Here is an 18,947-nt window from a genome sequence, read left to right as displayed (position 1 = left end):
CTAGTGGTTGACACACTATATCACGACGTGATATATAATGGATAGCAATGTGATGTATCACAACGTGATGTATGGAGCGCGATGCAGGGCAGGGGATGAAAGATGGACTTGGAAAAAGCAAAAAAGCGGTATATTCCAATGAGCGAAACGATGTTTTATATTTTGTTGTCACTGCAGTCACCGAACCATGGCTACGGCATTATGCAGCATGTGAAGGAAATGACGAACGGCCGGATTACGCTGGGTGCGGGAACGATCTATCAGAGTCTGGGCAAGCTGGACGGAGATCGTCTGATCGAAGCCGTCAAAGAAGAAGACCGGAAGAAAATTTACCAAATCGGCGAGCTGGGCATGGAGATTCTTAGAATCGAAGCGGAGCGGATTGCCGAGCTGTACAACAATTCGGAGGGATTGCGATGAAGGAGACGAAGAGTGTCTGGTTCCCCGCCTATCGGCATGTAGTACCCGCGGAGTTGGAACGCTGGCTAGAGCAGATGTCCGGGCGCGGATGGCATGTGGATCGAATCCGTCAGTGGAGTTCGCTGCACATGACCTTCCGGCGGGGAGAGCCGAAACAGTACCGGTACGTTTACGATCTGCAGGCTGCGCCGAAAAGGGATTACAAGGCGACGTACGAGCAGTTTGGCTGGGAGTTGGTCGGCAAGATGGCGAGCGTGTACATTTGGCGCAAGGCTTACGACGTGGACCGGCCCGAATCTTTTACCGACACCGAAAGTTTGCAGCAGCGCGGCCGCCGGGTGATCCGGGCTATTTCGTTTTCCTTCTATCTGTTTTTGATGGCTGCTGTTGTATTGACGTTATGCCTGGTTCTGTTTTTTGGCGGTTTGACTGCGGAACAAAAAATTCAGTATGCGGTTGGGATGCTGCTCGCTTATGGATTCACGGTTTATTTAGGAATGGTGATGCGGAGCGTATCCCGGGCCAAAGGGGATTAGCGGAAAAGGGTCGTCCAGAAAAGCCGGCGGCTATGCCCGATCTGCGCGCTTGAAACAGCGAAGATTGTCCGATGGTACGCGCTGAAATTTCTCTGAGCAGCGGCTTGCGCTGCGATGTGATCAGAACGCCGGCTGGGCTGGCGGCAGTTATTTGAAGATGCTGATTAAGATGGAGATCACCACAAACAGGGCGATGGCGGACATGAAAAAGTAGCCGAAGTACCGGATCGGGGCGGGGAGCTGGTCCATATTAGCCCGTTTAGGTGGGCCCCCGCCTTCGATGTTTTGTATGCTCCTGAGCTGCTCGCCGGTATAACCCTCGTGATCGAGGGTCGCAGCGGTTTCGCTTGCGGGCTGTGACTCGTGAACTGCGGGCTTTCCTTGCGGACTGGTGGAACGGGATCGATTGGTGTCCATGGTGGTCAGCTCCTTTTTTGGATAAAATTACATTTAATTTCCATTATTGTAACATATGAGGATTGGAAAAGCATCTCGGCAGGAAAAGAGGAAAAAGACTGGATCTGTGGGAGAGCCACGTGGATCCAGTCTCTTTTTAGATAGAGCTGTAATTCCATTAGATGATTTTTCTCCGTACCCATCCCGACACGAGATCGGTCAGGATGACCAAGACGATAATACCCAGCAGGATGATACCTACCCGGTTCCAGTTGCGCACCTGCAGCGCGAAAATCAGCGGGGTGCCGATGCCCCCGGCGCCGACCAGACCGAGGGTCGTGGCGGAGCGGATGTTGATTTCGAACCGGTACAGGGAGTAGGAGAGGAACTGCGGGATCACCTGCGGCAGCACCGCATACCGGAGCACCTGCAGCCGGTTTGCCCCGGACGCGATCAGGGCTTCCTGCGGTCCGCGGTCGATGCTCTCGATCGTCTCCGAATAGAGCTTGCCCAGCATGCCGACGGAGTGGATGCCCAGGGCCAGGACGCCGGCAAAGGAGCCGGGACCGACGGCTTTAATGAACAGAATCGCCACGATGATCTCCGGGAACACCCGGATGACGCTCAGAACAAGCTTGCCGCTGCCGGATAGCGCGAGTCCGCGGCTCATATTGCTGGAAGCCCAGAAAGCGAAAGGAATGCAGACGACGGCTGCGACGACGGTGCCGAGGACGGAGATGACGAGCGTATCGAGCAGCCCCCGCAGCAGATCCTCCCCGTCCGGAATGTAAACAAAGGACCAGTCCGGGTGCAGGAAACCTGTCAGGATGGATTTGGAGACGGTACCAGCCGTCCCTTGAATCCCTTCAAAGTGCATCCCCCGAATGGACCACCAGTAGACGGCAATCACCACCAGCGTGATCACACCGAATCGGATACGGGAGCCCAGCGCCGATCCCGGCGTGCCCGGTGATCCGGACGGTGGCAAAGATGACTTATGATTCATAATAATCTCCTCCGAATCAGCGCACTGCCGTAGTCGATGATCAGTACGATGACGAGTGTCAGCAAAATGATGATGCAGGCGCGGTCGTACCGGAACAAGCCGAGGGAGCGGTCGAGCAGCAGGCCGATGCCGCCTGCCCCAACGAGCCCGAGCACGGCGGCCGCACGCACGTTCACCTCAAACGTATACAGCAGGTACGACATAAAATAAGGCAGTGCCTGCGGAATGACGGCATACCGGATGATCTGCATCCGGTTTCCGCCCACGGCAGACATCGCCTCCAGCGGCCCGGGGTCGATCGCTTCGATCGCCTCAAACGTCAGTTTTGCGATAATGCCGAAGGAGAAGAAGACGAGCGCCAGCATCCCCGCAAACGGGCCGATGCCGAACACGGCGACGAAAATTGCCGCGAACAGCAGGTCCGGAATGGTGCGGACAAGGTTCAGCACCATTCGTACCGGCAGCGAGACGAAGCGGCTGACGCGCAGGTTGGACGCGGACAGCAGCGCCACCGGAATCGCCAGCAGCCCGCCGAGCGAGGTGCCGAGCACGGCGATCTGCACGGTTTCCATCATCGGGCCCCATATGGTGGGCAGGTAGCTCCAATCCGGCGGGAACATTTCCGCCAGGAGGCTGCCCATCTGTGGCAAGCCGGTAATGAGCTGGTAGGGGGTGACCTCGGTGTGGATCGAGCAGGCGATCAGGATGGCGATCAGGACGATCCACCCCGCGTATCGCTTGTATTTCGGCGGCGGCGCCATTCCGGGAAGCGAGGCAGGCTGCAGCGCCTCTGCCTGAGGCGACGTCTTCATGACACGCCTCCCAGCAGCTCGTCCTTGAGAAGCTGCCGCCCGTAAATTTCAGCCAGCGCCTCGTCCGTCGCCTCCTCCGGGGTGCCGTCGAAGACGACCTCGCCGGCGCGCAGGCCGATGATCCGGGTCGCATACTCCCGCGCCAGGTCAATAAAATGCAGGTTAATCACGGTCGTAATGTTCATCTCGCGATTGATCCGCTTCAGATCGTCCATGACCTGGCGGGTGGTGAGCGGGTCCAGTGAGGCGACGGGCTCGTCCGCCAGAATGACCTGGGCCTCCTGTGCGAGCGCGCGGGCGATCGAGACACGCTGCTGCTGACCTCCGGACAGCTGGTCGGCTCGGACGTAGGCCTTTTCACGGATGTTGACGCGGTTCAGGGCGTCGAGCGCGATGGCGACATCAGGCTTGGGGAACCAGCCCAGCATCGTCCGCAGCGTCGAATGGTAGCCGACCCGTCCGGACAGCACGTTGCTGAGAACGCTTTGGCGCTTGATCAGGTTGAAGTTTTGGAACACCATGCCGATGTCGCGGCGGATCAGTCGAAGCTGCCGTCCGGCCGCACGGGTGACGGATTGCCCGCCGACGCGGATTTCCCCGGAGGAAATTTCGTTCAGCCGGTTAATGCTGCGCAAAAACGTGGACTTGCCCGCACCGGAAAGGCCGACGATGACGACAAGCTCTCCTTCCTTGATGGTCAGATTAATGTCGCGAAGCCCGACCGTTCCGTTGGGGTACACTTTGGAGACGTGATCGAATTCAATCATGAGATTCCAACTTTCTGTCGTGTTTTCGGATAAAACGGGAAAACAACACCGCCATGAAGCCATGGACGGTGCTGCCCGGTTCATTGTAATTCCATTCAATTACTTGATTTCTTGCCCGACGGCCTCGGCGTATTCGCGAACCGGATCGAAGTTTTTGTCATCGCCTTTGGCATAGCCGACATGCGTGTAAATGTCCTTGATGATTTGTGCGCCTTCAGCATCGTTCGTAATGTCGATGAACGCCTGGCTGATCTTGTCTCTCCAGCTTTGGTCCATGTCGTTGCGGACGCTGACGGTATCGTTCGGGATTTTGGCCGTATAGTGAAGGACACGGGTCTTTTCGAAGACGTCCGGAACGTCCTTTTTCACCGTGTTGCGCGCGTCCTGGAATACAGCGACGGCATCAACCTGACCGTTCAGGAGCGCCATAATGGCGGCGTCATGCCCTTTGATCGTTACGCCTTGAACGTCTTTGTCCGGATCGATGCCTTCCTTCTTCAGCTCAGCCGCAGGGAATACATAGCCGGCGGAAGAAGTGACGTCCTGCCATCCGATCTTTTTGCCCTTCAAATCCTGAAGGCTTTGGATCGGAGAATCCTTTTTCACGACGATCATCGCTTTGTAAAAATCGACCTTTTCCGTGGTGTCTTCGCCGGTGTCGTCTTTAATGCCGTAGCGCTGCGCCTGAAGGAGCAGGTCGGCTGCTTTCTTTTTGTCATGCGCCAGCACGTATGCGTTTGGCGGCAGGAAGCCGACGTCCACCTGCTTGGAAGCCATCGCTTCCACGATCGTGTTATAGTCCGGAGAAACCGTGACGTGAACCGGAATACCAAGCCGGTCGCCAAGGAGCTTCTCCAGCGGCTTCGTTTTGGCTTCCAGGGTGTCTGCATTCTGGGACGGAACGAACTGCACGTTCAGCTCTTTAGGAACATAGGCTGTGGCTGCCGCTTCCGTGGAGCTCAATGAGGCGGTGGTGCTGCCCGAGTCGCTTCCGCTGGTTTTGGATCCGCATGCCGCTAAACCGGCCGCCAAGGCCAAGGTCATGCTGATCGTAAGTACTTTTTTAAACATGGATGATCCCCTCTCCACTTGATTCATCTATTTGGCCAGAACCGGGGAGTAGCCCGTCTGACAGGAAAGAGCTTATCACACGTTCCTGGGGACAAGGGTTAACGGAAAGGGTGTCTTTTGTAAACGAATGTAAAAATTTAGTACTTCGGAACGGATGACCCGGCGTGATCCTAAGGCGAAAGGTCTACTTCCAATATGAAGAATCAGGTCCGAAAGGTCGTTTACCTGGAATTAATGTTTGTCCGTTATACTGGAAAACAGGAAGTACCGGCTTGTTCGAGCCGGTCGGGAGGAGAGAAGCCATCTATGAATTCAGTGAACGGGATTTCCCCGGTTAAAGATAGAACGGTCAGACTGCGAATTATGTCGACGACGGATGTGCATGCATGCCTGATGGATTACGATTATTACCGGGATCAGCCGGATGCCTCGATCGGGCTGGTCCGTACGGCCGCCTTGATTGCAAGCGCGAGGCATGAGGTTCCGAACACGCTGCTCGTGGATAACGGGGACTTGATTCAGGGGACGCCGCTCGGAACGTATGCCGCTAAAAAATATGCTTCTATAGAGCATGGACAAGGGCAATACGTCCATCCCGCGATCAGGGTCATGAATGCGATGGGATATGACGCGGCAGCCTTGGGCAACCATGAATTTAACTATGGTCTCGACATACTGGACGATGTCATTGCCGGAGCGGATTTTCCTTACGTTAACGCCAATGTATATTTCGATGACGGCCTAGGCCTAGAGCCGGAGGAATGCCGCCGGAACAGATATAAGCCGTATGTCATTTTGGATAGAAGATGCTTAGACGATGGCGGGCAGGCCCATGATATCCGTATTGGGCTCATCGGCTTTGTGCCGCCGCAAATCATGGACTGGGACCAGGCCAACCTTGAAGGCAGGGTGAAGGTGAAGGACATCCTGCTGTCTGCGCTGGAGTGGGTCCCCAAAATGAAGGAGGAAGGCGCGGATCTGATCGTTGCGCTGGCCCATACGGGCTTTGACGGCAAGGTGACGCTGACGGACGGCAACGAGGAGAATGCCGTGCTTCCGCTCAGCCTGGTGCCTGGCATTGACGCGCTGACCTTTTCCCATACACATCATGTGTTTCCGGTGGACCTGCATCTGCTGGATACTTCCTTCAAGGACGAGACGGGTGAACTTCTGCCGGACATCAACCTGGACAAGGGCACCATTCACGGCATTCCGGCCGTACAGGCCGGTTTCGGCGGGGGACATCTGGGCGTGATCGATCTGTCGCTTCAATTTGTGCAGGGCAGATGGCAGGTGGTTCAGGGAACTTCCGCGGTTCGCCGTTTGGAAAAGGAGGCGGACGTTGACGGTGATGCACGGCATCGGGACGCGGGGATCGCCGATCTCCTCCGGCAGGACCATGAGGCGACCGTTGCCTATGCCAATGAACCGATCGGCACCATTCACGCCCCGCTGCACAGCTATTTTTCCCTCGTGCAGGATGACGCCTCCGTTCAGCTCGTCAATCATGCCCAGACGTGGTATGCCCGGCGGATCATTGCGGCTTCTATGCCGGAGCTGTCGCATCTTCCGGTTTTGTCCGTGGGTTCGCCGTTTAAAGCGGGACGAAACGGTCCCAAGGAATACGCGGATATTCCGGCCGGGCCGATTGCGATCAAAAGCGCGACCGAGCTGTATCTGTATGACAATACGATCAAAGGGGTGCGGATTTCCGGACGGCTCGTCAAGGAGTGGCTGGAAATGACCGCGGGAGCGTACAACCGCATCGATCCGCTGTCTTCAGAGGAGCAGCCGCTGCTCAATCCGCAGTTTTCCGTGTTCAATTTTGATGTGATCAGCGGCATTACGTACGAGGTCGACGTGACGCAGCCGGCCAAGTATAAGCTGGATGGGAACCTGAACGACCCGCATACGAGCCGGATCGTTCATCTGCGTTATCAGGGGGCTCCCCTGGACCCGGATCAGGAGTTCATCGTCATTTCGAGCAACTACCGGATCTTCGGCGGCGGCAATTTTCCCGGCATCCGGGAGGCGGAGCTGGTTATCGATTCCGAGGCGGAAAGCCGCCAGGCGCTGATTGACTATATTACGGCGTGCGGCGAAATCCCGGCTGAGGTGGAGCCGGGCTGGCGCTTCGTACCTATGGAAGGACCGTTGAACGTAACTTTTACGACTTCGCCTGACGCGGTAAAGTATGCCGGAGATTTTCCACACATCCGTTTTACCGGGCGGATGAACGATCAGGGCTTCGGCATCTTCTGTCTGGACCTGGGGCCGCAGTCGCCGGAACGCAACGCGGCGACCCGAAATCCGGGAAAAATCGGTTTAAAGGGATCATTCCACTGACTACCAGGCATGCCGAATATATAATGATAGGGAAAACGGCATGCAAGGAGGAGATCGTATATGGCAACCGATTCTGTTCGGCGGCCTGCCGTCATTGTGGTGACCGGCGTTATGGCCAGCGGCAAATCGACGGTAGCGCAGCTGCTCGCCGAGCGGCTTGACAAGTCCGTGCATCTTCGGGGTGACCTGTTCCGGAGAATGATTGTGAACGATCGAAAAGAGGTCGAGCCGGACGCTTCCGAAGAGGAGCTCGGCCAGCTGCTGCTTCGCTACCGGCTTGCCGCGCAGGCGGCGGATACATACGCCGCGGCCGGGTTTACGGTCGTGGTGCAGGACGTCATCGTCGGTGCCGTGCTGGAAGATTTTTTGTCCTTCCTGCAGAGCCGCCCGGTATATTTGGTGGTGCTGTGTCCCAGTCCCGAAGCGGTAGAGCAGCGGGAAGCACAGCGGTCTAAAAAGGGCTACGGCGCCTGGACGGTAGATGCTTTAAACCGAGTGCTGCATGATGAAACGCCCCGGATCGGTTTGTGGCTGGACTCTTCCAGCTTGACGCCCGGGGAGACGGCGGACCAAATCATGTCCAGTCTGGAGGAAGCCAAGATTCGTTAAATTCCGGCAGGACATGACAAAACGGTTGAGGGGGAGGCCTAGGCATAAGCCTAAAGGTCTCTCTTTTTTTTGCGCCAAAATGAGGACTGCGGCACTGCCGGCCCTTCCGGTGCCTCATATAAAATCCAAGGTAAGGAAGGATTTACCTGGCATCCGAGGTGTTTTTGCACAGTCATCCCATATTTTACATACTCCGCAATAAGCCATAATAAAGGGATGTTAACCTGAGGAAGCCGCAATCATAATTGCCGGAATTTAAAGGAGGAGTAAAGTAAGATGGACAACCCGTATTTCGTCCGCATGAAAAAGCTCGCAGGCCTATTTCTGGCATGGATGCTGATTCTGTCCGCCGCTTTGGGATACATGCCCGCACAGGCTGCGGCTGCGGTTCCGCTCACGGTGGCCGAGGCCCTCGCTAAAAACAACAGCGGAGAGACCGCAACCGTTGAAGGCTATATCGTCGGTGAAGTGTACAATTCCAAACCGATCTATTCGGGCTTTCAGGACGATTTTAACGTATTGATTGCCGATGCACCCGGGGAGCAGACGCAGAGCAAGATGATCGACGTGCAGATTTCGGCTTCCTTTCGCTCCCAGTACGGTTTGAAGTCGAACCCCGCCAATGTGGGAAAAAAACTGACCGTCACCGGCGCATTGAGCGCCTACAGCGGCATGGCCGGAATCAAGAGCCCGACAGCGATGTCTCTGGACGGAGAGTCCGGAGAAAATCCGGGAGGAGGCACGCCGAACCCGGCGGATCCGGGCAGCGAAAATATCGGCGTTCCGACGACGCTGCCGGACGGTTCGGGAAAAAAAGTGCTGTTCGACGAAACGCACGGACAGACGGCCGGAGCTTCGGACTGGGTCATTGACGGCGCGTTTTCGGACTTTGCCGACGGGCTGAAGGAAGCGGGTTTTCAGGTGGATGCGCTGCAAAGAACACTGCCGATGGACTCGCACGTCTTTGACGCGCCGGCTGTTACGCTGAGCAAGCTGAAGCAATACGACGTCTTTATTATCGGAGAAGCCAACATTCCGTTTAAGGCGTCCGAGCAGGCCGCCATGCTGTCGTATGTTAAAGAAGGCGGCAGCATTTTCTTTATCTCCGACCATTACAACTCTGACCGGAACCTGAACCGCTGGGATTCCTCGGAAGTGATGAACGGCTACCGTCGCGGAGCGTTCGGTAATCCGACCAAGGGCATGTCCACCGCCGAAGCAGCATCGGGCGCAATGCAGGACGTGACCAGCACGGACTGGCTCGGCCAGAATTTCGGCGTGCGTTTCCGCTACAATTCGGTCGGTGATGTCACCAAAACCGATGCGGTGAAATACGATCAGTCCTTTGGCATTACCGCAGGCGTCAACGATGTGGAGATGCACAGCGGTTCTACGATGTTGATTCTGGATCCGACCCGTGTCAAGGGCGTCGTGTATCTCCCGGAAAATGTGCCGGGTTGGGGCAATGCCGTGGAAAACAGCGACAAGGCGAACTTCCCTAAGGGAGGCGTCTATAAAAACGGCGGGATCGCCGAAGGGCCGTTCGCGGCCATTTCCAAACTGGAAAAAGGAAAAGCCGCGTTCATCGGCGATTCCTCGCCGGTTGAGGACCCCACGCCGGGATACGTCCGCGAGGACAACGGCGGCAAGAAAACGACTTACGACGGCTTCAAAGGAGAGGGGCAGGACGCCGTTTTCCTCGTCCAGACAGTAAAATGGCTGGCAGTTCATGAAGATTACACAACGTTCGAAAATCAGGGCATTACGCTTGACGCACCGACGCCGCTGCTCGGCAATCTGGAAGAACCGGCCACATCGGCCGAGATTCCAGGAACCGAGCCGTGGACGACGCCGGTTGCAGGGTACAAATGGTATGATCCTACGACGTACAAAGCCGGCTCTTACGGAGCCGGTGGAGCGCCGCCCGTCATCACCATTCCCGATCTGACGAGCATCGCGGAAGCGCGCAAAGCGGCGGACAACGATTACGTTACCGTGCAGGGCGTCGTCACATCGGAGCCGGGAGTTTTTGGCGGCTCTGGATTTTACCTGCAGGACGGCACCGGCGGTGTCTATGTATATCCCAGCAAGGCGACAGGCTACCACGTTGGGGATAAGGTCAAGCTAACCGCTCAAAAATTGATCTATAACACCGAGGTGGAGCTGACCAATGAGGTCCAGATGGCCAAGCTGGACGACCAGGCCAACATTCCGGCTGCAACTCCAAAGGTTGCGACCGCGGCTAATGACAGCAACCAAGGGCAGCTGATCACGATCAAAAACGCGGCGGTGCAAAACTATGCCACCGTCTCGGGGGCCCTGGAATTCGATCTAGTTAGCGACGGCACGACGGGCCGTGTCCGCGTGGACAGCCGGACGGGCATCGGCGCGGATGCGCTGAAGCTGGCCTATCCGGCAGGAACGGCCGTGGATATTACCGGAATCTCATCGATCTTTAAAGGCGCTTATCAGCTGAAGCTTCTGAAAGAAAGCGATATCCGTCCGGCTGCTGCAGCCGGGGACAACCATGCTCCGGCGTTTGCCGCGGTGCCCGCTCAAACCGTGAAGGCCGGGCAGCAGGTGACATTCTCGGTGTATGCCACGGATGAGGACGAAGACGCGCTAAGTTATGAGGCGGTGTCTTTGCCAGAGGGAGCGGCATTTGATGCGGCTTCCGGCAAGTTCACATGGACACCGGCAGCGGAAGGCAGCTATACGGCTTCCTTCCAGGTTCAGGACGGAAAGGGCGGAAGCGATGCGCTTCAGGTTAGCATCACGGTCGAGGCAGCAGGGACGCAGACGCCGAACTCCGCCGTGCTGACCGGCCCGGCCGCTGCTTCCGCGGGATCGCAGGTTGATTTGGGCGTAGGCATTTCCAAGCCGTCGTTCCCCTTTACGGCGCTGGACCTGATCGTTAAATACGATCCGGCCAAGCTGGAATTTGGGACCACGGCGAATTCAGACGGCACGCTGGCACTGGCTGAAGGCGCGGTGAGCTCTTCGCGCACCGGCTTTGGCGTGCTGGCCACCGGGGTGAAGCCGGAAGAAGGCGAGATCCGCATCATCATGGCCAGCACCGGCCAGGACAACGCCGTATCGGAAGACGGGGAGCTGCTGAAGCTCCGCGGAACGCTGAAATCCGGCGTATCCGGAAGCACAGCCGTTTCGTTTTCCGCCTTTGACATTTCGGCGGACGGCGCTTCGAGCCCGGTGAACACGGATTCTGCTGCGCTGCAGATCCAAATCACCGCTGCGGACCGGGCTGCGCTGCTTGCCGCCATCGGCGAAGCGCAGCAGCTGGCAGACCAGGCGATCACGGGCACAGAGCCGGGACAGTACCCGGCATCGGCGAAGACTGCCCTGCTGTCGGCAATCAGCGACGCGAAGCGCGTGGCGAATGACGCCGCTGCGACGCAGAAGGCGATCGACGATGCGCTGACCGCGCTGAAATCGGCGGTAAGCACGTTCAAGAACGCTGTCATCACGGTTCCTACGGTTCCGGTGGACAAGTCGGCCCTCTCTTCGGCGATTGCTTCCGCGCAGAGCGTCTATGACCGGGCTGTCGCAGGCGATAAGGTCGGCCAATATCCGGCTGCGGCCAAGTCCGAGCTGCAATCGGCCATCCAGGCGGCGAAAGCGGTCAAAGACAGCTCTTCCGCGACGCAATCCCAGGTGGATTCCGCTGCGGCGGCACTCAGCAGCGCCGTAGCCACTTTCCAGAAGAAGCTGGTTACGCTGGTACCTGGAGCGGTGCAGATTACGGTGCAGGATTTGTCCATCCTCGCCAAGTATTATGGCGTCCAGTCGACGGACCCGAACTGGAGCCGCGTTGCTCCGGCGGATCTGTTCAGCGAAGGCGAAATTTCGATCCGTTCGCTGGCTGCGGTGGCGCAGATGATCATCGGAAACTGGTATGCGAAATAAAGAGGTAGGAAGGGATGGCCTGTAAGCTAAACCATCCAAAAGATTTTTTTACAAGCAACGCAACATTAGAAATCGATTGTTTTGAAAAGGATACAATCGCAGGAGCGGTGCAGTTTGCTCCTGCGATTTTCAATTCATGGAAAGAGGGCTGGACGTATGCTTCGAAAACAATTTACCTGCTATACCGTATGGGTTGCAGCCATTTGTATCGGACTCATGGGATCAGGAAACCCGGTGAACGCTGCGGGGTCAGGAACAGCAGGTGCCGGCAGCTCGCCAGTTGTCGCCGCCACGGCCGCTGCAGTGACCGCCGCCGCTGCGCAGTCCCCTACATTGTCACTGGCGGTAACCTCCAATGGCTCTAAGGTGACGGTCACGGTGACCGGCGAGCAGCTGAAGGACTTATACGCGTATGAGCTGACGCTCAGCTTCGACCCCGCGAAACTGTCTTTTCGCACCGCTTCATCAGGATCATCCGGTTTTTCGGTCGATCCGATTGTCAAAAACAACGAAATCCGCCTGGCCCATACCAAAGTAGGGAAGACAGCCGGAGACAGCGGCAAGCTCCAGCTCGCCGCCATTGAATTTACGGCGCTGCAGGCGGCTTCGTCCCGGGTGGCCGTGAAGAGCGCCAAATTGGTGGACTCCGCTCTCCATTCATCCGAGATGTCCGTCAAACCGGAAATCACCGTCTTGCCGGGCAAGGCGGAAGGAACGCAAGGCACTATCCGGGATATTAGCGGCCACTGGGCGGAGCAGTCGATTCTGAACGCGATTCAGCAGGGCTGGGTCAGCGGTTACCCCGACGGCACGTTTCAGCCGGGCAAGGAAGTGACCCGGGCGGAATTCGCCAGCATGATGATGCGTGCGATTTCAACAGGTCAGACGACCGGCTCGCAGGTAATGGCTTTTTCCGACGCGAAGAAAATTCCGGCTTGGGCGCTGTCCTCTGTTCAGGATGCGGTTTCGCGCGGTATCATGAACGGCTACGCCGACGGAACGTTTGGGCCAAGCCGGCTCATTACCCGATCCGAAATGGCGGCGATGTCCGTAAGGGCGACCGGAACCGATACAACGGGCGGCGCGGGTAGCTTGAATTTTGCCGACAGCGGTCAAATTCCAGCCTGGGCCAAGCCGTATATCGCTTCAGCGGTGGAGAAAGGAATCATGCATGGAAGAGCGGGCAGCCTGTTCGCCCCGAACGCGCACGCTACGCGGGCTGAAGCAGTAGTCGTCATACAGTCCGTGCTTGAACAGCGGTAGCGATCAGAATGCCGCTAATCCGCTTTATCAAAAACCATCCGTTGTGATGCGTCAGCTGCGGGTTAGTACGCTGAACCGTTCATGATGCTGCCGAAACACCGGAAAAGCCATTTCTCCAGCCCCATATCCAAATTTTTTATCAGTGGAAATAAAAAGCTATTAAAAAACTGAAACACTTTTGGATACACTTATGTTATAATAATGAAAACAATGTAAGTTGCATGAAAAAATAAAAATAAATGAATATGGATCTTCGGGGTAAGGTGAAATTCCTGACCGGCGGTGAGCGTCCTTCTTCTGGCGAAGTCGGCGTCAAGCCCGCGACTCTCAGCTTTAGCAGTAAGGCTGGGACTGACCTGGTGCGAATCCAGGGCCGACGGTAAAGTCCGGATGGGAGAAGATCATTACGTAGGCGTGCGCGAAATTTTGACATTTCCGCAAGCTTATTTGATCAACCCCCGATGTGTCGATTGATGTCGATCTCGGGGGTTTTCCAATGTTGACTCCGTATTCAGGGATAGGGGAACTGGAGTATGGAAAATGTAGGCGGCAATATCAAGGTCCGGCCCGCGGCAAGCGGGAAGGCCGAACGCAGCAAATCCGGCTTTTGGCTGGTCGTGCTGGGTGCAGCGTTGTGGGGCGCGGATCCGCTGTTCCGGATTATTTTGCTCAAAGAACATATGACGGCAACGCAGATCGTGCTCATTGAGCATATCCTGCTGGTGCTGTTCGTCGCACCGATCTTCTGGAAACGCCGGAGCGAATTGAAAGGTCTGAAGATGAGACACGTCGGCGCGCTGCTCTTCCTGTCATGGGGCGGCTCGGCGATTGCTACCATACTGTTTACGCAGGGGCTGTCCTCTGGAAATTTGAACGCGGTCGTCCTGCTGCAGAAGCTGCAGCCAATCTTCGCCATTCTGATGGCTAAACTGCTTTTGCGCGAGAAGCTTCCGAAGCATTTCACCTGGCTGTTCATCGTTGCGCTGGCCGGAACGTATTTGTTGACCTTCGGCTTTACGTTTCCGTTCGGGCATGTGAATGATTTCGTCAAGGTCGGCAGCTTGTTCTCACTGGGTGCCGCGGCACTGTGGGGCGGTTCCACGGTCATGGGGCGTCTGATGGTCGGAAAAATGGAGTATGAAACGGTAACTTCCCTGCGCTTTATCCTGGCGCTGCCGCTGCTAATCGGAATCACCATCAATCAGGGCGACCCTTGGCAGGTGAACACTGACGGGGGAACGCTGGCTGCGGTATCGATCAACATGCTGGGCCAGGCGCTCCTGCCGGGTCTGTTCAGCTTGCTGGTATACTATAAAGGGCTGACGACGACGAAAGCATCGGTCGCCACGCTGGCGGAACTGAGCTTCCCGATGGTGAGTGTGCTGATCAACTGGATCGTGTTCAATCAGGCCGTGACGCTGACACAGGCGGTTGGATTTATCCTGATCTGGGCTGCACTGTTCGCGATTTCCCGGAGAAGTGCAGCTTAACCTCGCAAGCGGTCCAAGTTTTGAAGGCGCAATTTATATAAGTTTGAAAGGCGGCTCCTGTTGATAGCAGGGGCCGTTTTTGTTTGGAGGGGGCAGCTCCGAGCGGAATTTTCCAGTAACTTTTTTTCAGCACATTTAAAAAATAAATCAGTCATCATTTCCAAGCGATCCTTCATACATTTTACGGAAAGCGCTTGCAGAACACGTTTTAGCCGCATGAATCCGGCAGCCCGCTCTGTGCTTTTTCGTGAATGGGTATGCGGTTTCCTCAGGATGAAGAGGTTCGGTTTCTTCGAATCCAGGAGGCACGGACCTACCGATCTAAAGACGTGAAATCTGCAGCACGCTTGCATGTATATAAAATGAACTAAAGTTTAACCTTGCTTCTCTTGATTCCATCTGGAATACAGGCGAAGTGCTTTCCCTTTCTTTAGTTCAATTTATGTAGATGTGAATTGGAGGAAATGGGGGAGTTCACATGAAGCTGAAATTCGCTTCCAAGCCGCTCATGGCCCTTTTGGTGGCGGCGACCGTGATGATCGCGGGCTGCCAGACCGTGCAGCCGCCTTCCGCAACGGGAACGACGACGCCGCCGGCGCAAGGGGAAAATACGCCGGCCGATCAGGGAGAAAAAGCCACGGAACCCGCGAAAACCGAACCCGCGGCGAACCAGCCGGCAACGAGCGGAGACGCCAAAGAAACGCCGAGAAATGAAACCCTGTACATCAACGGAATTCAATGGGGGCCGCCGTCCAACTTCAACCTGCTGAGCGGCAATCCGGCTTTCCCGATCAACTATGGTAACTCGAGAGAGCTGGTTTACGAGACGCTGTTCATGATCAACCAGCTGGACGGCAAGCTCGAGCCACTGCTCGGCACGAAGTATGAGTGGACCGACGACATGACGCTGCATATCGAGCTGAACAAGGACGCCAAGTGGAGTGACGGCCAGCCATTTACGTCCGATGACGTCGTGTACACCTACCAGCTCGGAAAAAAATACGACATCAACTGGAGCAACTACTGGGCGTACATCGCGGATGTCGCGGCGGATGGCCCGAATGGGGTCAAGATCACGCTGAACAAAGACAATCCGAACCGCCTGACGGTGCTCGACAGCATCGAACTGATTCCGATGATGCCCAAACATATTTGGGAAGAAATCGAGAAGAAGTCGAACAACGATCTGGCGACGATCCGCAAGGAAGTCAACGCCAATCCGGTAGCCACCGGCCCTTACAAAATCTACTTCTACAACGACCAGAAAATCACGATTGTTCGCGACGACAATTACTGGGGCAAATCGCTTTTCGGCAAGCTGCCTGCTCCGAAATATATTACGCACGTCATCTACAAGGATAACGCTGCCGGCGATTTGGCCTTCAAGAGCGGACAGGTGGACGTCTCCCAGCAGTTCATCCCGCAGGTATGGAACATGTGGAAGAACGGCGCTCCCATCAAGACCTATCTGAAAGACGCGCCTTATTACGTGCCGGGCTCCATGCCTTCGATCTTCTTCAATTTCTCGAAAAAAGGGCTGGATAACCCAGACGTCCGCCGCGCGATTGCGATGAGCATCGATTACAAGAAAATCTCCGACCTCGCGATGAGCGGCTACTCCGCCGCAATGGAGCCGTCCCTGACGCTGAACACGGATGCGGAGTCCAAGTACGTCGATCAGGGTGCGATCAAATCGCTGCAGTGGACGACCGATGTCAAGGCGGCCAACGAGCTGCTTGACAAAATCGGCGCCAAGAAAGGCAAGGATGGCATCCGCGTGCTGAACGGCACCCGGCTCGGGCCATATGAAGTGGAATGCCCTTACGGCTGGTCCGACTGGAACGCGGCGCTGGAAATCGTAGCACAGAGCGCCAAAGCGATCGGCATTGAGATCCGCACGAAGTTCCCGGAAGCGCCGGTATGGACAAACGACCTGCAAACCGGCAAGTTCGACATCATCATGAACACGCCTGCGGGCGGCGTCAATCCGAGCCAGCCGTGGAGCAGAGCGCATGACATCATGTATTCCAAGGAAGTGGCTCCGCTCGGCGAAATGGCGTTCTGGAACTGGGGCCGTTACAAAAACGACAAGGCCGACCAAATTATCGACAAAATCCCGTCCGTCACCGATCAGGCAGAGCTCAAAAACCTGTACACGGATTTGACGAAAATCTGGCTGACCGACATTCCGTCCATTCCGCTCATGTACCGTCCGTGGGTGTTCCATACGGTCAATGAATCGGTGTGGAAAGGCTTCCCTGTTGATGGAGACGGAAGCAACATCCCTCCACAAATCGCCATGGACGGCGCGGGCATCCGGGCGCTGTACCAGATTCACAACTAAGCCCAAGTAAGCGGCCTGCATGGGAGGCTCCCGGTACTGCCGGAGCGCCATGCGGGCCCTCTTTTCCAAGACGCATCCGCCGCCGATCCAAAGATCAAGGGAGGGACCTTCTTGAATGCCTATGCCAAATATTTCATAAAAAAGTTGTTTTGGTACCTGGTGACGCTCGTCATTGCCGTTTCCCTGAATTTTTTCCTTCCGCGCATGATCGAGGGGAACCCCGTCAGCCTGATTGTCTCGCAGATGACCAAGGGCATGACGGACAGCGATACGATCAAACGGGTCTATGAGACGTTCATCCAGGAGTTTGGTGTTGACAAGCCGCTCTGGCAGCAGTTTCTGATCTATATCCAAAACCTGTTTACCGGCGATCTGGGCACTTCGTTCGGCCTGTATCCGAAAAAGGTGACGGACATTCTGGCTTCGGCAGTGCCGTGGACAATCGGCCTGCAGCTGCCGGCGATTCTGGTGGGCTGGATTCTGGGCAACGTACTCGGAGCCGTGGCCGCCTATAAAAAGGGCGTGTTCGATAAGGTGATCTTTCCGGTGGCCCTGTTCGTGAACTCGATTCCCTTTTTCACGCTGGCCATCATCATGCTGTACGTATTCGCCCTGACGCTGGGATGGTTCCCGCTGTCCGGAGGGTACGATTTTCAAATGATTCCGCAGCTCAGCCTCGAATTTATCGGCTCGGTCATCCGCCACCATACGCTGCCGTTCCTCTCGATCGTGCTCGTCACCATCGGCGGCCAGGCGATCGGGATGCGGGAGATGTCCATTTACGAGCTGAATGCCGACTATGTGCTGTACAGCAAGCTGCTCGGGATCCGCGATTCGCGGATTTCCAGATACGTGTTCCGGAACGCCATGCTTCCCCAAATCACCGGATTGGCCTTGTCCATCGGCACGATGGTGGGCGGTTCGCTCATCTGCGAAATCGTGTTCAGCTATCCGGGTATCGGCACCTGGCTGTTCACGGCCATCCGTCAGCTCGATTACCCGCTCATATCCGGCTGCACGCTGCTGATCGCGCTCTCTGTTCTGCTGGCTAACTTTACGATTGATATTATTTACGGTTTTATCGATCCGCGGATCAAAGCCTCGCAAATGGAGGACCAGTAATATGAAAAATTCGCTCAACATTCTCATCAAATCCCCCAAATTCATGCTGGGGGCGGGGATATTCATCGTCATGCTGGCGCTGGTGCTGATCTATCCGATGATCAACAAGAAGGATCCGCTGGAGATGATCGCCTTGGCGTTTCAGCCGCCGAGTTCGCAATTGTGGCTCGGTTCGGACAATTTCGGGCGGGATTTGTTCCTGGAGCTGATGTACGGCATCCAAACCTCGATCCGGGTCGGTCTCATCGCAGGCGTGTTCGCCACGGCGATCGGACTCATTATCGGTCTCGCTTCCGGTTACATCGGCGGCATCGTGGATAATTTGCTGACGTCGATCACGAACATTTTTATCGTCATACCGTCGTTTATTATTCTGATCCTCATCTCGGTCAGCATCAACTCGCGCAGCTCGCTCGTGACCGCGATCATAATCGGCATCACCAGCTGGCCGTGGACGGCTCGGGCCGTCAGGGCACAGACCAGCTCGCTCCGAAACCGGGACCATGTCCATATCGCCAAAATTTCCGGACACAGCACGCCCCGGATCATCGTCTTTGAAATTTTGCCGTACATCGCGTCCTATGTCGTCATGGCGTTCGTGCTGCAGACCGCGTCCGGCATTCTGTCGGAAGCCTCCATCTCGATGCTGGGGCTGGGGCCGTACAACACGATCTCCCTCGGCATCATCATGAACTGGGCGCTCGTCTTCGAGGCGCCGGTGGCGGGCGCATGGTGGGCGTTTATTCCGGCAGCGCTGTCGATCGCGCTGATCACGTTCTCGCTGTACATGATGAACACCGGCATGGACGAAATTTTTAATCCGAAAATAAGGAGCTAGGCC

General features: G+C 56.2%; 15 protein-coding genes and 1 riboswitch. Of the genes, 10 read left to right on the top strand and 5 right to left on the bottom strand.

The features are described from left to right. Nucleotides 1-102 precede the first annotated feature (102 nt). Nucleotides 103-420 (top strand): PadR family transcriptional regulator, encoded by a 318-nt coding sequence (locus CJP46_RS31215; RefSeq protein ID WP_094599534.1) that lies wholly within the window; start codon nucleotides 103-105, stop codon nucleotides 418-420. Then, complete coding sequence (locus CJP46_RS31210) at nucleotides 417-956, top strand: DUF2812 domain-containing protein (protein WP_094599533.1); 540 nt, start codon at nucleotides 417-419, stop codon at nucleotides 954-956. The genes CJP46_RS31215 and CJP46_RS31210 overlap by 4 nt, the downstream gene beginning before the upstream one ends. A 147-nt stretch (nucleotides 957-1,103) precedes the next feature. Here CJP46_RS31210 and CJP46_RS31205 read toward each other — a convergent pair whose 3' ends face one another. From CJP46_RS31205 to CJP46_RS31185, 5 genes are all read right to left on the bottom strand, one after another. After that, on the bottom strand, nucleotides 1,104-1,373 hold the full coding sequence (locus CJP46_RS31205; RefSeq protein WP_094599532.1) for a hypothetical protein: 270 nt from the start codon (nucleotides 1,371-1,373) through the stop codon (nucleotides 1,104-1,106). Between the two features lie 157 nt (nucleotides 1,374-1,530). Further along, entirely contained in the window at nucleotides 1,531-2,358 is an 828-nt protein-coding gene (gene phnE / locus CJP46_RS31200) for a phosphonate ABC transporter, permease protein PhnE (RefSeq protein WP_094599531.1), read from the bottom strand. Then, the gene (gene phnE / locus CJP46_RS31195) at nucleotides 2,355-3,170 is read right to left on the bottom strand and encodes a phosphonate ABC transporter, permease protein PhnE (protein WP_094599530.1); all 816 of its coding nucleotides are present in this window, start codon (nucleotides 3,168-3,170) and stop codon (nucleotides 2,355-2,357) included. Before phnE (CJP46_RS31195) ends, phnE (CJP46_RS31200) begins: the two co-directional genes overlap by 4 nt. Further along, nucleotides 3,167-3,937 (bottom strand): phosphonate ABC transporter ATP-binding protein, encoded by a 771-nt coding sequence (gene phnC, locus CJP46_RS31190; RefSeq protein ID WP_094599529.1) that lies wholly within the window; start codon nucleotides 3,935-3,937, stop codon nucleotides 3,167-3,169. The genes phnE (CJP46_RS31195) and phnC overlap by 4 nt, the downstream gene beginning before the upstream one ends. A 99-nt stretch (nucleotides 3,938-4,036) precedes the next feature. Beyond that, nucleotides 4,037-5,008 carry a phosphate/phosphite/phosphonate ABC transporter substrate-binding protein gene (locus CJP46_RS31185; protein WP_094599528.1) on the bottom strand — a complete coding sequence of 324 codons (972 nt, stop codon included), beginning with the start codon at nucleotides 5,006-5,008 and terminating at the stop codon, nucleotides 4,037-4,039. Nucleotides 5,009-5,314: 306 nt separating this feature from the next. Between CJP46_RS31185 and CJP46_RS31180 the strand changes: the two genes are divergently transcribed. The 8 genes from CJP46_RS31180 to CJP46_RS31145 all read left to right on the top strand — a co-directional run bounded on the left by CJP46_RS31180 (nucleotide 5,315) and on the right by CJP46_RS31145 (nucleotide 18,944). Beyond that, nucleotides 5,315-7,354 (top strand): bifunctional 2',3'-cyclic-nucleotide 2'-phosphodiesterase/3'-nucleotidase, encoded by a 2,040-nt coding sequence (locus CJP46_RS31180; protein WP_094599527.1) that lies wholly within the window; start codon nucleotides 5,315-5,317, stop codon nucleotides 7,352-7,354. Between the two features lie 60 nt (nucleotides 7,355-7,414). Then, the gene (locus CJP46_RS31175; RefSeq protein ID WP_094599526.1) at nucleotides 7,415-7,963 is read left to right on the top strand and encodes an AAA family ATPase; all 549 of its coding nucleotides are present in this window, start codon (nucleotides 7,415-7,417) and stop codon (nucleotides 7,961-7,963) included. Nucleotides 7,964-8,263: 300 nt separating this feature from the next. Then, entirely contained in the window at nucleotides 8,264-11,887 is a 3,624-nt protein-coding gene (locus CJP46_RS31170; protein ID WP_373558061.1) for a DUF6359 domain-containing protein, read from the top strand. A gap of 156 nt (nucleotides 11,888-12,043) precedes the next feature. After that, nucleotides 12,044-13,150, top strand: a complete 1,107-nt coding sequence (locus CJP46_RS31165; protein ID WP_094599524.1) for an S-layer homology domain-containing protein — start codon at nucleotides 12,044-12,046, stop codon at nucleotides 13,148-13,150. 245 nt (nucleotides 13,151-13,395) lie between these two features. Then, nucleotides 13,396-13,556, top strand: a riboswitch (FMN riboswitch). Between the two features lie 127 nt (nucleotides 13,557-13,683). Continuing rightward, a complete protein-coding gene (locus CJP46_RS31160) occupies nucleotides 13,684-14,640 on the top strand; it encodes a DMT family transporter (protein ID WP_094599523.1) in 957 nt (318 codons plus the stop codon). A 478-nt stretch (nucleotides 14,641-15,118) separates the two neighbouring features. Continuing rightward, entirely contained in the window at nucleotides 15,119-16,984 is a 1,866-nt protein-coding gene (locus tag CJP46_RS31155; RefSeq protein ID WP_094599522.1) for an ABC transporter substrate-binding protein, read from the top strand. Between the two features lie 111 nt (nucleotides 16,985-17,095). After that, complete coding sequence (locus CJP46_RS31150; RefSeq protein WP_094599521.1) at nucleotides 17,096-18,106, top strand: ABC transporter permease; 1,011 nt, start codon at nucleotides 17,096-17,098, stop codon at nucleotides 18,104-18,106. A gap of 1 nt (nucleotide 18,107) precedes the next feature. Continuing rightward, nucleotides 18,108-18,944: an ABC transporter permease gene (locus tag CJP46_RS31145; RefSeq protein WP_094599520.1), complete on the top strand. Its 837-nt coding sequence runs from the start codon at nucleotides 18,108-18,110 to the stop codon at nucleotides 18,942-18,944. Nucleotides 18,945-18,947 lie beyond the last annotated feature (3 nt).

Source organism: Paenibacillus sp. XY044 (assembly GCF_002257645.1).
Classification (GTDB): domain Bacteria; phylum Bacillota; class Bacilli; order Paenibacillales; family Paenibacillaceae; genus Paenibacillus_AQ.
Note: the sequence above shows the minus strand (reverse complement) of the source record. Positions and strands in the feature narration are given on the sequence as shown.

Bases quoted from the DNA above. Each gene is read 5' to 3' on its own strand.
- CJP46_RS31175 (WP_094599526.1), top strand. From the start codon at position 7,415: ATGGCAACCGATTCTGTTCGGCGGCCTGCCGTCATTGTGGTGACCGGC.
- CJP46_RS31155 (WP_094599522.1), top strand. From the start codon at position 15,119: ATGAAGCTGAAATTCGCTTCCAAGCCGCTCATGGCCCTTTTGGTGGCG.
- CJP46_RS31205 (WP_094599532.1), bottom strand. From the start codon at position 1,373: ATGGACACCAATCGATCCCGTTCCACCAGTCCGCAAGGAAAGCCCGCA.
- CJP46_RS31210 (WP_094599533.1), top strand. From the start codon at position 417: ATGAAGGAGACGAAGAGTGTCTGGTTCCCCGCCTATCGGCATGTAGTA.
- phnC (WP_094599529.1), bottom strand. From the start codon at position 3,937: ATGATTGAATTCGATCACGTCTCCAAAGTGTACCCCAACGGAACGGTC.
- CJP46_RS31185 (WP_094599528.1), bottom strand. From the start codon at position 5,008: ATGTTTAAAAAAGTACTTACGATCAGCATGACCTTGGCCTTGGCGGCC.
- CJP46_RS31160 (WP_094599523.1), top strand. From the start codon at position 13,684: ATGGAAAATGTAGGCGGCAATATCAAGGTCCGGCCCGCGGCAAGCGGG.
- phnE (WP_094599530.1), bottom strand. From the start codon at position 3,170: ATGAAGACGTCGCCTCAGGCAGAGGCGCTGCAGCCTGCCTCGCTTCCC.
- CJP46_RS31165 (WP_094599524.1), top strand. From the start codon at position 12,044: ATGCTTCGAAAACAATTTACCTGCTATACCGTATGGGTTGCAGCCATT.
- CJP46_RS31215 (WP_094599534.1), top strand. From the start codon at position 103: ATGGACTTGGAAAAAGCAAAAAAGCGGTATATTCCAATGAGCGAAACG.
- phnE (WP_094599531.1), bottom strand. From the start codon at position 2,358: ATGAATCATAAGTCATCTTTGCCACCGTCCGGATCACCGGGCACGCCG.
- CJP46_RS31170 (WP_373558061.1), top strand. From the start codon at position 8,264: ATGAAAAAGCTCGCAGGCCTATTTCTGGCATGGATGCTGATTCTGTCC.
- CJP46_RS31180 (WP_094599527.1), top strand. From the start codon at position 5,315: ATGAATTCAGTGAACGGGATTTCCCCGGTTAAAGATAGAACGGTCAGA.
- CJP46_RS31145 (WP_094599520.1), top strand. From the start codon at position 18,108: ATGAAAAATTCGCTCAACATTCTCATCAAATCCCCCAAATTCATGCTG.